Below are 15,699 nucleotides of genomic sequence, written 5' to 3' on the forward strand. Positions count from 1 at the left end.
GGCAGTCGGACGCTTGATTGCAACCCCTTGATTGAGAGTCTCTTATGTTTCCCGAAAGCTTTACCTTTTCCATCGCCGACTGGGTCAACGGTTGGGTCGATTCGCTGGTCACCAACTACGGCGACGTGTTCCGACACATCTCCGACACGCTGTTGTGGGCCATCGTCAATTTTGAAGGGCTGCTGCGTGCGGCGCCCTGGTGGCTGATGCTGGCCATCGTGGCGGGCGTTGCCTGGCACGCGACCCGCAAAGTCGTGACCACCGCCGTCATCGTCGGTTTGCTGTTTCTGGTCGGCGCGGTCGGCCTCTGGGACAAGCTGATGCAGACCCTCGCGCTGATGATGGTGGCGACGGTCATTTCGGTGCTGATCGGCATCCCGCTGGGCATTCTCTCGGCACGCAGCAATCGCCTGCGTTCGGTGCTGATGCCACTGCTGGACATCATGCAGACCATGCCGAGTTTCGTGTACCTGATCCCGGTACTGATGCTGTTCGGCCTGGGCAAGGTCCCGGCGATTTTCGCCACCGTGATCTACGCCGCACCACCGCTGATCCGCCTGACCGATCTGGGCATTCGCCAGGTCGACGGTGAAGTGATGGAAGCCATCAACGCCTTCGGTGCCAACCGCTGGCAGCAACTGTTTGGCGTGCAACTTCCGCTGGCCCTGCCGAGCATAATGGCCGGGATCAACCAGACCACCATGATGGCCCTGTCGATGGTCGTGATTGCCTCGATGATCGGTGCTCGTGGCCTGGGTGAAGACGTGTTGGTGGGGATTCAGACCCTCAACGTCGGACGTGGCCTTGAAGCCGGTCTGGCGATCGTGATTCTGGCAGTGGTGATCGATCGCATTACTCAAGCGTACGGTCGGCCACGGCATGAGGTGAGCAAATGAACAACGAAGCCATCAGCAAAATCGAAGTCAAAAACGTCTTCAAGATTTTCGGCAACCGCTCCAAGGAAGCGCTGGGCATGATCAGCCAGGGCAAAACCAAGGATCAGGTGCTGGCCGAAACCGGCTGCGTGGTCGGCGTGAACGACTTGTCGTTGAGCATCGGCACCGGCGAAATCTTCGTGATCATGGGCCTGTCGGGTTCCGGAAAATCGACGTTGGTGCGCCACTTCAACCGCCTGATCGATCCGACCAGCGGCGCGATCCTGGTGGATGGCGTGGACATCCTGCAATACGACATGGAAGCCCTGCGCGAATTTCGTCGGCACAAGATCAGCATGGTGTTCCAGAGCTTCGGCCTGCTGCCGCACAAGACCGTGGTGGACAACGTCGCCTACGGCTTGAAAGTGCGTGGCGAGACCAAGCAGATGTGCTCCGAACGCGCGCTGCACTGGATCAACACCGTGGGCCTCAAGGGCTACGAAAACAAGTACCCGCATCAGCTCTCGGGCGGCATGCGTCAGCGTGTGGGCCTGGCCCGCGCCTTGGCGGCGGACACCGACATCATCCTGATGGACGAAGCCTTCAGTGCGCTCGATCCGCTGATCCGCGCCGAAATGCAGGACCAGTTGCTGGAACTGCAAAAGACCCTGCACAAGACCATCGTGTTCATCACCCACGACCTCGACGAGGCCGTGCGCATCGGCAACCGCATTGCGATCCTCAAGGATGGCCGCCTGATTCAGGTCGGCACGCCGCGAGAGATTCTGCATTCGCCGGCGGATGAGTATGTCGACCGGTTCGTCCAGCGGCGGGCGGCGGTGGTTTAACGGTTTGCGGTGCTTGTGCTGGCCCCTTCGCTGGCAAGCCAGCTCCTACAGAACGCAACCCATGTAGGAGCTGGCTTGCCAGCGAAGGCGTCAGCAAAGCGGCATCAATATTCAAGTTGTACGCACGAGGTCAAAGATGTCCCAGGCTGAAAAAATCGTTATCGCCGACGCCCCGTTGCGTTGGCAGGATGTGGTGGCCGTAGCCCGCCATGGCGCCCGGCTCGAGCTGTCGGCCCAGACCTGGGCGCGGATCGAAAATGCCCAGGCGATCGTCCAGCGCATCGTCGTCAGCGGCGAACGCGCCTATGGTGTCAATACCGGCCTCGGCGCCTTGTGCAACGTCTCGCTGAAAGACGAACAACTCAGCCAACTGTCCCGCAACACGCTGCTCAGCCACGCCTGTGGCGTCGGCGCGCCGCTGGCCGACGAGCAAACCCGCGCGATCATGTGCGCGGCGATCCTGAATTACAGCCAGGGCAAATCCGGCATTCATCGCCAGGTGGTCGAAGCGCTGCTGGCGCTGCTCAATCGCGGCATCACCCCGCAAGTGCCGTCCCAGGGCTCGGTCGGTTACCTGACCCATATGGCGCACATCAGCATCGCGCTGCTGGGCGTCGGCAATGTCAGCTATCGCGGGCAGATCGTTTCCGCGCAGCAAGCCTTGGCCGAAGAAGGCCTGCAACCGGTGCAACTGGGCGCCAAAGATGGCTTGTGCCTGGTCAACGGCACGCCGTGCATGACCGGCCTCAGCTGCCTGGCGCTGGCGGATGCCACTCGTCTGCTGCAATGGGCCGACGTGATCGGCGCCATGAGCTTTGAAGCCCAGCGCGGGCAGATCGCCGCGTTCGATGCCGAGATCATCGCGCTCAAGCCGCATCCGGGCATGCAGCAAGTCGGCATCAACCTGCGGGCGTTGCTCGATGGCAGCGAAGTGATTGCTTCGAGCAAAGGCATTCGTACTCAGGATGCGTTGAGCATACGCTCGATTCCGCAAGTGCACGGCGCCGCTCGCGATCAGCTTGAGCACGCCAGAAAGCAGATCGAAACCGAACTCAACTCCGTCACCGATAACCCGATGTTGCTGGGCACGCCGGACAACTTCCGCGTGATGTCCCAGGCTAACCCGCACGGCCAGTCAGTGGCATTGGCGGCCGATTTGCTGGCCATCGCCATGGCCGAAATCGGCTCCATCGCCGAGCGTCGCCTCGACCGCTTGATCAACCCGCACGTCAGCGGCTTGCCGGCCTTCCTGGTGGCCAATCCAGGGGTGAACTCCGGGATGATGATCGTCCAGTACGTCGCCGCTTCGCTGTGTGCGGAAAACCGTCAATTGGCACAACCGGCAGTGCTCGACAACTACGTCACCTCGGGCCTGCAGGAAGATCACCTGAGCATGGGCACCAACGCGGCGCTGAAGCTGCACCGCGCCCTGGAAAACTGCACGCAGATCCTCGCCATCGAGTACCTGCTGGCGGCCCAGGCGTTTGAATTTCTCAAGGAACAACGTTTTGGTGCAGGCACCGACGCCGCGTGGCGACTGCTGCGTGAACGCGTCCCGGCTTACGATCAGGACCGTTGGTTGGCGCCGGACATTGGCGCCGCTGCTGGCGTGTTGAAAGACTCGAATTTGCTGCACAAGGCGTTACCGAACCTCAACTGATTCCACATCAAACCAGCGTGCCAAGGCGCCAGCCCCCCACAAGGCGGGAAGCGACGGACAACGGACATTTCCGGAGCGTCTGGTTAGTTAACAAAAAGACTCTCAAAAGGAGAATAAAAGTGACTGCGCTTAATTTGATTCCCGGCCAACTGAGCCTCGCCCAACTGCGTGATATCTATCAGCAACCGGTGAAAATCACCCTCGACAACAGCGCCTCGGCCCAGATTGAAGCCAGTGTTGCTTGCGTGGAACAGATCCTCGCCGAGAACCGCACTGCCTACGGCATCAACACCGGTTTCGGCCTGCTGGCTTCGACCCGCATTGCCAGCGAAGACCTGGAAAACCTGCAGCGCTCGCTGGTCCTGTCCCACGCCGCCGGTGTCGGCGAGCCGATCAGCGACGCGCTGGTGCGCCTGGTCATGGTGCTCAAGGTCAACAGCCTGAGCCGTGGTTTCTCGGGCATTCGTCGCAAAGTCATCGACGCCCTGATCGCGTTGATCAACGCCGAGGTTTACCCGCACATTCCATTGAAAGGTTCGGTCGGTGCATCGGGCGATTTGGCGCCATTGGCCCACATGTCGCTGGTGCTGCTGGGCGAAGGCAAGGCTCGCTACAAAGGCGAGTGGATGGAAGCCACCGAGGCGCTGAAAGTCGCCGGCCTGACGCCGCTGACGTTGGCTGCGAAAGAAGGCCTGGCGCTGCTCAACGGTACTCAGGTGTCCACCGCTTACGCGTTGCGCGGTCTGTTCGAAGGTGAAGACCTGTTCGCCGGTGCGGTGGCGCTGGGCGCTTTGACCGTTGAAGCGGTATTGGGCTCGCGCTCGCCGTTCGACGCACGCATCCACGCGGCTCGCGGCCAGAAAGGCCAGATCGACGCCGCTGCCGCTTACCGCGATCTGCTGGGTGAGCGCAGCGAAGTGTCCGACTCGCACCAGAACTGCGAAAAGGTCCAGGACCCGTACTCCCTGCGCTGCCAGCCGCAAGTCATGGGCGCGTGCCTGACCCAGTTCCGTCAGGCTGCCGAGGTGCTGGTCATTGAAGCCAACGCCGTCTCCGATAACCCGTTGGTCTTCGCTGCTGAAGGCGACGTGATCTCCGGCGGTAACTTCCACGCTGAACCCGTGGCCATGGCCGCTGACAACATGGCGCTGGCCATCGCTGAAATCGGCTCCCTGAGCGAGCGTCGTATCTCGCTGATGATGGACAAGCACATGTCGCAACTGCCGCCGTTCCTGGTGGCCAATGGTGGCGTGAACTCCGGCTTCATGATTGCCCAGGTGACGGCGGCGGCACTGGCCAGCGAGAACAAGGCGCTGTCGCATCCGCATTCGGTGGACAGCCTGCCGACGTCGGCGAACCAGGAAGACCACGTGTCCATGGCTCCGGCTGCCGGCAAGCGCCTGTGGGAAATGGCTGAAAACACTCGCGGCGTTCTCGCGGTGGAATGGCTTGCGGCGGTTCAGGGCCTGGACCTGCGCAATGGCCTGAAGACCTCGCCGAAACTGGAACAGGCGCGGGCGATCCTGCGCAAAGAAGTGCCGTTCTATGAGAAGGACCGCTTCTTTGCTCCGGACATCAACGCGGCGAGCGAGTTGTTGGCCACGCGTTGCCTGAATGAGCTGATCACGACCAAGCTTTTGCCTAGCCTGTGATGGACTCATCGCCAGCAGGCTGGCTCCCACAGAGGTACGCATTCCAACTGTGGGAGCCAGCCTGCTGGCGATACGATTTTGAATTTTGTGGAGATTAAGGGATGAAAACTCTCTGGCAACACTGCAACGTCGCAACCATGGCGCAAGGCGTCTACTCGATCATCGAGGATGCGGCCATCGTGACGTGCGGTGCGCACATTGAGTGGATCGGCCCACGCGCTGAACTGCCGTCCGGCGAATACCCGGCGGTCAACGATTTGAAAGGGGCCTGGGTTACCCCGGGCCTGATCGACTGTCACACCCACACGGTGTTCGGCGGCAACCGCAGCGGTGAGTTCGAACAACGCTTGCAAGGCGTCAGCTATTCGGAAATCGCCGCGGCCGGTGGCGGCATCGCCAGCACCGTTCGCGCCACCCGCGCAGCGACCGAAGACGAGTTGTTCGCCAGTGCCGCCAAGCGTCTGAAAAGCTTGCTGCGCGACGGCGTGACCACGGTCGAGATGAAATCCGGCTACGGCCTCGACCTGGCCAGCGAACGCAAGATTTTGCGGGTCATCCGTCGCCTCGGTGCCGAACTGCCGGTCAGCGTGCGCAGCACCTGCCTGGCCGCTCACGCCTTGCCGCCGGAATACGCCGATCGCGCCGACGACTACATCGAGCACATCTGCGCCGAGATGCTTCCGGCGCTGGCCGCCGAAGGGCTGGTGGATGCGGTGGACGCGTTCTGCGAATACCTGGCGTTTTCCCCGGCGCAGGTCGAGCGGGTGTTCATCACCGCGCAAGAACTGGGCTTGCCGGTGAAGCTGCATGCCGAGCAATTGTCGTCCCTGCACGGGTCGAGCCTGGCGGCGCGTTACCACGCACTGTCGGCCGATCACCTGGAATTCATGGACGAAGACGACGCCATCGCCATGGCCCAGTCCGGCACCGTCGCGGTGTTGCTGCCCGGCGCGTTCTACTTCCTGCGGGAAACCCAGTTGCCGCCGATGGACGCGCTGCGCAAACACGGCGTGAAAATCGCCATCGCCAGCGACCTCAACCCCGGCACCTCGCCCGCGTTGTCGTTGCGCCTGATGCTGAACATGGCGTGCACCTGTTTCCGCATGACCCCGGAAGAAGCCTTGGCCGGCGCGACTATTCACGCCGCCACCGCACTGGGCATGGCCGAGACTCACGGCTCGCTGGAAGTCGGCAAGGTCGCGGATTTCGTCGCCTGGCAAATTGATCGTCCCGCCGACCTGTCGTACTGGCTGGGCGGCGACGTGGAAAAACGCGTCGTGCGTCACGGCGTCGAAACAAGCGTTTAGGAGAACAGTTGTGGATAAGGTTCTGAACTTCAAACAAGGCCGCGTGCCGCTGCTGATCAGCATGCCCCACGCGGGCCTGCGCCTGACCCCGGAAGTAGAAGCCGGGTTGATTCCCGACGCGAAAAGCTTGCCGGACACTGACTGGCACATTCCAAAACTTTACGAGTTTGCCGCCGAGTTGGGTGCCAGCACGTTGGCGGCCGAGTATTCGCGATTTGTCATCGACCTGAACCGACCGTCCGACGACAAGCCTTTGTACGTCGGCGCGACCACGGGTTTGTACCCGGCGACGCTGTTCGACGGCATCCCGCTATTTCGCGAGGGGCTGGAGCCTTCGAAAGAAGAGCGCGCGACCTATCTGGAGCAGATCTGGACGCCGTACCACAGCACGTTGCAGAACGAACTGGCGCGACTGAAAGCCGAGTTCGGCTACGCGTTGCTGTTCGACGCGCACTCGATCCGTTCGATCATCCCGCACCTGTTCGACGGCAAGCTGCCGGACTTCAACCTTGGCACCTTCAACGGCGCCAGTTGCGATCCGCAGTTGGCGACTCAACTGGAAGCGATCTGCGCCCAGCACAGCGATTACAGCCATGTGCTGAACGGTCGCTTCAAGGGCGGCCACATCACCCGGCATTACGGCAACCCGGCCGAGAACATCCATGCGGTGCAACTGGAGTTGGGCCAGTGCACGTACATGGAAGAGTTCGAGCCGTTCCGCTATCGGCCGGATCTGGCCGAGCCGACGCAAGTGGTGCTCAAGGAATTGCTGCAAGGTCTGCTCGCCTGGGGCGAGCAACACTACAAACGCTAAACCCCTGTGGGAGCGAGCCTGCTCGCGATAGTTTGTCAGTTGACATCAATGTTGGCTGACACACCGCTATCGCGAGCAGGCTCGCTCCCACAGGTTGGCGTTTGCATGAGAGTCGCCACCGTGCAAAACACGGTCGCCACAGTTCGCTTTTACCGCTCGTCTGCTGGGTAATGTTTGGTCCACGGTGCACAAAGACACCGGCCCGACAATAATCCGCTGCCGCACGAGACTCTCCCAATGAAAAGACTGTTCACCCGCTGTCTCTCAATCCTCTGCGGCACGGCTCTTCTGAGCACCAGTGTTCTGGCCAGTGACGACGCTTCCTGCAAGGCCGTGCGCATGGGCGTGGTCAACTGGACCGATGTGATCGCCACCAGTGGCATGGCCGATGTGTTGCTCAACGGCCTCGGCTACGAAAGCAAGCAAACCAGCGCCGTGCAGCAAATCATCTTCGCCGGCATCCGCGACAAGCGCCTGGACATCTTCCTCGGTTACTGGAAACCGGCGATGGACAAAAACATCGCACCGTTCATCGCCGCCAATCAAGTGAAGGTCATGGACAAACCGAGCCTGGCCGACGCCCAGGCCACCCTCGCCGTACCGGACTACGTCGCCGAAGCGGGGCTGAAAACCTTCGCTGACATCGCCAGATTCAAAGACAAGCTCGGCGGCAAGATTTACGGCATCGAGCCGGGCAGCGGTGCCAACACCACGATCAAAACCATGATCGAGGCCAATCACTTTGGCCTCAAGGACTTCAAGCTGATCGAGTCCGGTGAAGCCGGCATGCTCGCCGCCGTGCAACGTGCGGTGAATCGCAAGGAATTCGTGGTGTTTGTCGGTTGGACCCCGCACCCGATGAACATCAACATGAAGATCGCCTACCTGACCGGCAGCGAAGACGTCTACGGTCCGAATGAAGGCGCGGCCACCGTTTCCACTGTCACCGCCCCGGACTACGCCCAGCGCTGCCCGAACGTGAATCGCCTGCTGGAAAACCTGACCTTCACCGCCGCCCTGGAAAGCCAGTTGATGGTGCCAATCATGGAGCGCAAGACGCCCCAGGAGGTTGCCAAACAATGGCTGCGCGACAACCCGCAAGATCTTCAGCGCTGGCTCGCCGGCGTGAGCAGTTTCGATGGCAAGGATGGCGTCACCACGGTTCAGGCCAGTCTGAAAAACTGATCGTCACCGCAATTCCCCTGTGGGAGCGGGCTTGCTCGCGAAAGCGGTGGATCAGTAATACAGGTGTCGACTGATTCACCGCTTTCGCGAGCAAGCCCGCTCCCACAGGTGGTTGCCGCCACACTCCTACTGAACGGGCACTTGGCTTATGGCTCCTTATCCGCTTTCAGAACAGATGACGGCTTTTGTCGAGAAAACCGTCAGTTTCAACAGCACCGACAGCAGTCTCGCCGGATTGCGTCAGGCCTACAGCGAGATGTGCCGGGCGTTCACGCCGCCACGTCCGGCCGGGCTTTACGTGGTCGATTTTGAATTGGCTGGCGTGCCCGTGCGGTCCTATCAGCCGCCGGTTCCGCCATCGACCCACGGTGACCCGTGCATCGTCTATCTCCACGGCGGCGGTTGGGTGGTGGGGGATCTGGATTCTCACGACTTCATCTGCGCCGAACTGGCATCGACACTCGGTGTGTTGGTGATCGCTGTCGACTACCGCCTGGCGCCAGAGCATCCGTTTCCAGCGGCGTTCAATGACTGTCTCAAGGTCTGGCGAGCGCTGCGCACGGGGCCGTTTCGGCTCGATCCGGCACGCACACTGGTGGCGGGCGACAGTGCCGGCGGCAATCTCGCCGCCGCAGTGTGTTTGGCGCTGCGCGATGCTGGCGAACCGGTGCCCTGCGCGCAGGTGCTGATTTACCCAGGCTTGGGGGGCGATCACCAACTGCCGTCGCGCAGCGAATGCATCGACGCTCCATTGCTCAGCAGCAGTGATGTGGACTGTTATCACGCCTTGTATCTGCGCGGTACCCGACAGCCGGGCGCTTATGCGATGCCATTGCTCGCCAACGATTACAACGGCCTGCCGCCCGCGTTGATCGCCGTGGCGCAGTTCGACCCGCTGCGCGATGACGGTGTGCTGTACGCAGAACGGCTGAACGCCGCTGGCGTGGCGGCGACACTTTATTACGGGGAAGGGTTGGTTCACGGCTGTTTACGCGCTCGGGGGCAGGTCGCCGAGGTCGACGCACTCTATGAAACCCTGTTCAGCTATTTAGCTGAAAAAAACTGACGGCAAAACTCTGACTCTGCAAGGGCATGCTCATTGACGTAATTCGGGTTTATGATGCCGGACGGCAGAATAATAGAAGTCCCCCCAGGGATGACCTCGACCCCTTACGGAGCGCGCAATGCAGACTTTGTACCCGCAGATCAAACCCCACGCCCGGCACGATCTGGCCGTCGATGAAACTCACACGCTGTATGTCGACGAAAGCGGTTCACCGGAAGGTTTGCCGGTTGTGTTTATCCACGGTGGCCCCGGTGCCGGGTGTGATGCCCAGAGCCGCCGGTACTTCGATCCGAACCTGTATCGCATTGTCACCTTCGACCAGCGCGGTTGCGGTCGCTCCACGCCCCACGCCAATCTGGAAAACAACACCACCTGGGATCTGGTCGCCGACCTTGAGCGGATTCGCAAACACCTGGGCATCGATAAATGGGTGTTGTTCGGCGGCTCCTGGGGTTCGACCCTGGCCCTGGCCTACGCGCAAACCCACCCGGAGCGTGTGCACGGTCTGATCCTGCGCGGGATTTTTCTCTGCCGCCCGCAGGAAATCGAGTGGTTCTATCAGGCGGGCGCCAGCCGTCTGTTCCCCGACTACTGGCAGGACTACATCGCGCCGATCCCGATGGACGAGCGCGACGACTTGCTCACCGCTTTCCACAAGCGCCTGATCGGCAACGATCAGATCGCCCAGATGCACGCGGCCAAGGCCTGGTCCACCTGGGAAGGCCGGACCGCGACCTTGCGTCCGAACCCGCTGGTGGTCGATCGTTTCTCCGAGCCACAGCGCGCCTTGTCCATCGCCCGCATCGAATGCCACTACTTCACCAACAACGCGTTCCTGGAACCGAACCAGCTGATCCGCGACATGGGCAAGATCGCCCATCTGCCGGGTGTGATCGTCCACGGTCGCTACGACGTGATCTGTCCGCTGGATAACGCCTGGGAATTGCATCAGAACTGGCCAAACAGTGAGTTGCAGGTGATCCGCGACGCCGGCCACGCCGCGTCCGAACCGGGCATCACCGATGCGCTGGTACGCGCCGCCGATCTGATGGCCCGGCGCTTGCTCGACCTGCCGCCCGAAGAAGCATGAAAGGCCTGCTTCAACGCGTGCGTAGCGCGCGGGTCGAGGTGGCGGGGGAGGTGGTTGGCGCCATCGATCAGGGGTTGTTGGTGCTGGTGGCCGTCGAGCCCGAGGATACTCGGGCCAGCGCCGACAAACTTCTGAATAAACTGCTTAACTATCGAGTGTTCAGCGACGCCGAGGGCAAGATGAATCTGTCCCTGGCGGATGTGGGTGGTGGGTTGCTGCTGGTCTCTCAGTTCACCCTGGCCGCCGACACCAAAAGCGGATTGCGCCCGAGTTTTTCGACTGCTGCCCCTCCGGCCCTGGGCGAAGAACTCTTCGACTATCTATTAGCCAAAGCGAAACAGGTGCATGGCACTGTGGCATCAGGTAGATTCGGCGCGGATATGCAGGTGCACCTGGTCAACGATGGCCCGGTAACCTTCCTGTTACAGACCTGAAAGCGCTTGAAACATCTTTTTAAGCCCTTTTCGACTGAAAACAGGGGTTTTTCGCGAGAAATACTTTGTTAGCCCTGATGCGTTGTAACGCGGCCTACTAGATAATCGCGCGCTACGGGGATCAGCGTTCGTTGGTCCGTTTTGACTTAGGTAGAGACTTGTCCTGGACCGTTTGGGGAATCATTTAGCCCCACCGGAGTCGGAACAATGCTCGCCAACTTGGCAAGAGTGGTCCGTAAGGTCGGTTTTTCCATGCCGCACACCTCACAGGCCCTTTAACTGGCCGTTGGTTTTTTGATCTGTTTTCGGCGAGGGTTGCTCGTGATTGTTAGTCCCTGTAATGCACCAAAATTGACTGCCACACGGTTCCGAAGCGCTCTGGTAGCGGGCTCTGCTCTGCTCTGCCTGCTCAGCGCCGGCCAGCTTTGGGCATTCAGTCTGGATGATGTGTCGGTCAAGGCAAAAGAGCTGGCCGGGCAGAAATTCGAAGCCCCGCGCAGTAACCTGCCGAACGAATTCCGCGAAATGAAATTCGCCGACTATCAGAAAATTCGTTTCCGCACTGAAAAAGCCGAATGGGCCGATCAGAAAACTCCGTTCAAGCTTTCGTTCTATCACCAGGGCATGCACTTCGATACGCCGGTGAAAATCAACGAAATCACAGCTAACACCGTCGAAGAGATCAAATACGACCCAAGTCGTTTCGACTTCGGCGACGTGAAGTTCGATCCTAAGGCCACCGAGCAACTGGGTTATGCCGGTTTCCGTGTGCTGTACCCGATCAACAAGGCCGACAAGCAAGACGAAATCATGACCATGCTCGGCGCGAGTTACTTCCGCGTTGTCGGCAAAGGGCACACCTATGGCTTGTCCGCTCGCGGCATGGCCATCGACACCGCGTTACCGTCCGGCGAAGAATTCCCGCGTTTCACCGAGTTCTGGATTCAACAGCCAAAACCGGGCGACAAGCACCTGGTGATCTTCGCCTTGCTGGATTCGCCACGCGCGACCGGCGCCTACCGCCTGACCCTGCGTCCAGGCAGCGACACCATTGTCGACGTCAAGGCCCGGATGTTCCTGCGTGACAAGGTCACCAAGCTTGGTGTTGCGCCGCTGACCAGCATGTTCCTGTTCGGCGCCAACCAGCCGTCGAAAGTGCTCAACTACCGTCGCGAGCTGCACGATTCCAGCGGTCTGTCGATCCATGCCGGCAACGGCGAGTGGATCTGGCGCCCACTGAACAACCCGAAACATCTGTCGGTGAGCAACTTCTCCATCGAGAACCCGCGCGGCTTCGGCTTGCTGCAACGTGGCCGTGACTTCAGCCACTACGAAGACCTCGACGACCGCTACGACAAGCGCCCAAGTGCCTGGATCGAGCCAAAAGGCGATTGGGGCAAGGGTTCTGTAGACCTGGTGGAAATTCCGACCGCCGACGAAACCAACGACAACATCGTTGCTTTCTGGAGCCCGGAAAAACTGCCTGAGCCTGGCCAGCCGCTGGACGTTGCCTACCGCATGCACTGGACCATCGATGAAGCCGCCCTTCACGCACCGGACAGCGCCTGGGTGCAACAGACCCTGCGCTCCACGGGTGACGTGAAACAGTCCAACCTGATCCGCCAGCCAGACGGCAGCGTTGCCTACCTGGTCGACTTCGAAGGCCCGTCGCTCGCTGCATTGCCGGAAACGGCCGATGTTCGCAGTCAGGTCAGCGTGGGCGAGAATGCCGAACTGGTCGAGAACAGCGTGCGTTACAACCCTGAAACCAAGGGCTGGCGCCTGACCCTGCGGATGAAAATCAAGGATCCGGGCAAACCGACCGAGATGCGTGCCGCACTGGTCGAGAACATCGTGCCTGCCGATCTGGCCAAGTCGACGATTCCGGCGTCTAATTCTTCTGTAGCCAAGGCCGACAAGGTGGCAGCCAAGCAACAAGAGAAGATGGACAAAGACGTCAAGCAAGCTGAAGCCAAGCAGGCCGACGCCAAGCCAGTCGCGGATACCAAGAACAAGGACAACAAGGACAACAATGACGCCAAGCAGCCAGTTGCTGCGGACGCGGTCCCAGCCACACCGGAATCGGCAGCGACTGAAGAAGTCCTGACCGAGACCTGGAGCTACCAGTTGCCTGCCGATGAGTAATTCACACGTACAACCAGAGACTCTTGCCGAGTATCTGGCGCATTTACCGATGACCGACCAGCAGCGCGCGGAACTCGCGGGCTGCAAGTCTTTCAGTGAACTGCATGAGCGTCTGTCGTCTTCGACGTTTGACGCGCCGACCGAGGTCGCCCAGGCGTCGGTTGGCAAGCGCCTGACCCTGAGCACTGCCGAAGAACTGCAAGACGCCGAAATGCTGGCGCTCGACGCCAGCGGTCGCGTCTGCCTGCGAGCGACCCCGCCGATTCGTCGGACCAAGGTCGTGCCAGAGCCGTGGCGCACCAACATTCTGGTGCGTGGCTGGCGTCGTCTGACGGGTCGTACCAATCCACCGGCCCCGCCGAAGGATGAACGCGTGTTGCCGGCCGCTCGCTGGCGCACCGTCGGTTCGATCCGTCGCTACATTCTGTTGGTGCTGATGCTCGGCCAGACCATCGTGGCGGGCTGGTACATGAAAGGCATCATGCCGTACCAGGGCTGGTCGTTCGTCGACCTCAACGAAGTGCTGCATCAACCGCTGACCCAAACGGCCACGCAAGTGCTGCCGTACGCACTGCAAACCAGCATCCTGATTCTGTTCGGGATTCTGTTCTGCTGGGTGTCGGCCGGTTTCTGGACCGCGCTGATGGGCTTCCTCGAGTTGCTCACTGGCCACGATAAATACCGCATCTCCGGCAAAAGCGCCGGCAACGAGCCGATTGCCAAGGACGCACGCACCGCACTGGTGATGCCGATCTGCAACGAAGACGTGCCGCGGGTGTTCGCGGGTCTGCGGGCGACTTTCGAGTCGGTGGCGGCCACCGGTGACCTGGATCGCTTCGACTTCTTCGTCCTCAGCGACAGTAACGATGCCGATATCTGCGTCGCCGAGCAGCAGGCCTGGCTCGACGTCTGCCGTGAAGCCAAAGGCTTCGGCAAGATCTTCTATCGCCGCCGTCGCCGTCGGGTAAAACGCAAAAGCGGCAACCTCGACGACTTCTGCCGTCGTTGGGGCGGTGACTACAAGTACATGGTCGTGCTCGACGCGGACTCCGTGATGAGCGGCGATTGCCTGACCAGTCTGGTGCGCTTGATGGAAGCCACGCCGGACGCCGGGATCATCCAGACCGCGCCACGTGCGTCGGGCATGGACACGCTGTACGCGCGCATGCAGCAGTTTGCGACCCGCGTTTACGGTCCGCTGTTTACCGCCGGTCTGCACTTCTGGCAGTTGGGCGAATCCCACTACTGGGGCCACAACGCGATCATCCGCATGAAGCCGTTCATCGAGCACTGCGCCCTGGCGCCGTTGCCCGGTAAAGGCGCCTTCGCCGGTGCGATTCTGTCCCACGACTTTGTTGAAGCAGCGCTGATGCGCCGTGCCGGCTGGGGCGTGTGGATTGCCTATGACTTGCCGGGCAGCTATGAAGAACTGCCGCCGAACCTGCTGGACGAACTCAAGCGTGACCGTCGCTGGTGCCACGGCAACCTGATGAACTTCCGGCTGTTCCTGGTCAAGGGCATGCACCCGGTGCACCGTGCGGTGTTCCTGACCGGCGTGATGTCTTACCTGTCGGCGCCGTTGTGGTTCTTCTTCCTGGTGCTGTCGACAGCGCTGCTGGCGGTCAACACCTTGATGGAACCGCAGTACTTCCTCGAACCGCGCCAGCTCTATCCGTTGTGGCCACAATGGCACCCGGACAAGGCGATTGCGCTGTTCTCGACCACCGTCGTGCTGCTGTTCCTGCCTAAACTGCTGAGCATCATCCTGATCTGGGCCAAGGGCGCGAAAGAGTTCGGTGGCAAGTTCAAGGTGACCCTGTCGATGCTGCTGGAGATGCTGTTCTCCATGCTGCTGGCGCCGGTGCGGATGATTTTCCACACCCGTTTCGTGCTCGCCGCGTTCCTCGGCTGGGCCGCGACCTGGAACTCGCCGCAACGTGACGACGACTCCACGCCATGGAGCGAAGCGGTCAAGCGGCACGGTCCGCAAACCTTGCTGGGCTTCTTCTGGGCCTTGCTGGTGATCTGGCTGAACCCGAGCTTCCTGTGGTGGCTAGTGCCGATCGTCGGTTCGCTGATGCTGTCGATTCCGGTGTCGGTGATTTCCAGCCGTGTCGGTCTGGGCCTCAAGTCCCGTGACGAGAGCCTGTTCCTGATTCCTGAGGAATACAATCCGCCACAGGCGTTGGTGGCCACTGATCAGTACACCCACGAAAACCGTTGGCATGCGCTGAAAGACGGCTTCATTCGTGCGGTAGTCGACCCACAGCAGAACGCGTTGGCGTGCTCGCTGGCGACGTCCCGTCACGGTCAGGCCGAGCCGATCGAGTGGCTGCGCATCGAACGGGTTCGTCATGCGCTGAAAGTCGGGCCGGAAGGGCTGACTAACAATGAGCGTTTGGCCCTGTTGAGTGACCCGGTGGCATTGGGTCGCCTGCATGAGCAGATCTGGAATGAAAGCCACTCCGAGTGGCTGGAAGCGTGGCGTAAATCGGTGAAAGCCGATCCCCATGCGCCGCTGTTGCCGCTCAAGCCATTGAGCGTGCAGCCTCAGTTGGCGTAACGAAAAACCCCGCGAAAGCGGGGTTTTTTTTGTGCTGATGATTGTTCCCACGCTCTGCGT

12 protein-coding genes are annotated in these 15,699 nt (G+C 60.9%); all 12 read left to right on the forward strand.

The window, feature by feature from the left end; genetic code table 11:
* Positions 1-44 precede the first annotated feature (44 nt).
* Positions 45-896 (forward strand): ABC transporter permease, encoded by an 852-nt coding sequence (locus ACA057_RS01740; RefSeq protein WP_497345471.1) that lies wholly within the window; start codon positions 45-47, stop codon positions 894-896.
* Positions 893-1,723, forward strand: a complete 831-nt coding sequence (locus ACA057_RS01745) for a quaternary amine ABC transporter ATP-binding protein (RefSeq protein WP_059406439.1) — start codon at positions 893-895, stop codon at positions 1,721-1,723. The genes ACA057_RS01740 and ACA057_RS01745 overlap by 4 nt, the downstream gene beginning before the upstream one ends.
* A 136-nt stretch (positions 1,724-1,859) precedes the next feature.
* Positions 1,860-3,383 carry a histidine ammonia-lyase gene (hutH, locus tag ACA057_RS01750; protein ID WP_497345473.1) on the forward strand — a complete coding sequence of 508 codons (1,524 nt, stop codon included), beginning with the start codon at positions 1,860-1,862 and terminating at the stop codon, positions 3,381-3,383.
* A 119-nt stretch (positions 3,384-3,502) separates the two neighbouring features.
* On the forward strand, positions 3,503-5,035 hold the full coding sequence (gene hutH / locus ACA057_RS01755; RefSeq protein ID WP_497345475.1) for a histidine ammonia-lyase: 1,533 nt from the start codon (positions 3,503-3,505) through the stop codon (positions 5,033-5,035).
* 101 nt (positions 5,036-5,136) lie between these two features.
* Entirely contained in the window at positions 5,137-6,342 is a 1,206-nt protein-coding gene (gene hutI / locus ACA057_RS01760; RefSeq protein WP_497345477.1) for an imidazolonepropionase, read from the forward strand.
* A gap of 10 nt (positions 6,343-6,352) precedes the next feature.
* Complete coding sequence (hutG, locus tag ACA057_RS01765; protein ID WP_497345479.1) at positions 6,353-7,156, forward strand: N-formylglutamate deformylase; 804 nt, start codon at positions 6,353-6,355, stop codon at positions 7,154-7,156.
* 237 nt (positions 7,157-7,393) lie between these two features.
* A complete protein-coding gene (locus tag ACA057_RS01770; RefSeq protein WP_497345482.1) occupies positions 7,394-8,341 on the forward strand; it encodes a choline ABC transporter substrate-binding protein in 948 nt (315 codons plus the stop codon).
* A gap of 148 nt (positions 8,342-8,489) precedes the next feature.
* The gene (locus ACA057_RS01775; protein WP_497345484.1) at positions 8,490-9,407 is read left to right on the forward strand and encodes an alpha/beta hydrolase; all 918 of its coding nucleotides are present in this window, start codon (positions 8,490-8,492) and stop codon (positions 9,405-9,407) included.
* Positions 9,408-9,525: 118 nt separating this feature from the next.
* On the forward strand, positions 9,526-10,497 hold the full coding sequence (gene pip / locus ACA057_RS01780) for a prolyl aminopeptidase (RefSeq protein WP_401359437.1): 972 nt from the start codon (positions 9,526-9,528) through the stop codon (positions 10,495-10,497).
* Positions 10,494-10,931, forward strand: a complete 438-nt coding sequence (dtd, locus tag ACA057_RS01785) for a D-aminoacyl-tRNA deacylase (RefSeq protein ID WP_497345486.1) — start codon at positions 10,494-10,496, stop codon at positions 10,929-10,931. Before pip ends, dtd begins: the two co-directional genes overlap by 4 nt.
* Before the next feature lie 321 nt (positions 10,932-11,252).
* Complete coding sequence (locus ACA057_RS01790) at positions 11,253-13,076, forward strand: glucan biosynthesis protein G (protein ID WP_497345488.1); 1,824 nt, start codon at positions 11,253-11,255, stop codon at positions 13,074-13,076.
* The gene (mdoH, locus tag ACA057_RS01795; protein WP_497345490.1) at positions 13,069-15,639 is read left to right on the forward strand and encodes a glucans biosynthesis glucosyltransferase MdoH; all 2,571 of its coding nucleotides are present in this window, start codon (positions 13,069-13,071) and stop codon (positions 15,637-15,639) included. Before ACA057_RS01790 ends, mdoH begins: the two co-directional genes overlap by 8 nt.
* Positions 15,640-15,699: the final 60 nt, after the last annotated feature.

Source organism: Pseudomonas sp. LBUM1661 (assembly GCF_059695925.1).

What these genes read in the sequence shown, in the direction of transcription:
- dtd (WP_497345486.1), top strand. Translation starts at nt 10,494, where the DNA reads ATGAAAGGCCTGCTTCAACGCGTGCGTAGCGCGCGGGTCGAGGTGGCG.
- hutH (WP_497345473.1), top strand. Translation starts at nt 1,860, where the DNA reads ATGTCCCAGGCTGAAAAAATCGTTATCGCCGACGCCCCGTTGCGTTGG.
- ACA057_RS01745 (WP_059406439.1), top strand. Translation starts at nt 893, where the DNA reads ATGAACAACGAAGCCATCAGCAAAATCGAAGTCAAAAACGTCTTCAAG.
- ACA057_RS01740 (WP_497345471.1), top strand. Translation starts at nt 45, where the DNA reads ATGTTTCCCGAAAGCTTTACCTTTTCCATCGCCGACTGGGTCAACGGT.
- pip (WP_401359437.1), top strand. Translation starts at nt 9,526, where the DNA reads ATGCAGACTTTGTACCCGCAGATCAAACCCCACGCCCGGCACGATCTG.
- mdoH (WP_497345490.1), top strand. Translation starts at nt 13,069, where the DNA reads ATGAGTAATTCACACGTACAACCAGAGACTCTTGCCGAGTATCTGGCG.
- ACA057_RS01770 (WP_497345482.1), top strand. Translation starts at nt 7,394, where the DNA reads ATGAAAAGACTGTTCACCCGCTGTCTCTCAATCCTCTGCGGCACGGCT.
- hutI (WP_497345477.1), top strand. Translation starts at nt 5,137, where the DNA reads ATGAAAACTCTCTGGCAACACTGCAACGTCGCAACCATGGCGCAAGGC.
- ACA057_RS01775 (WP_497345484.1), top strand. Translation starts at nt 8,490, where the DNA reads ATGGCTCCTTATCCGCTTTCAGAACAGATGACGGCTTTTGTCGAGAAA.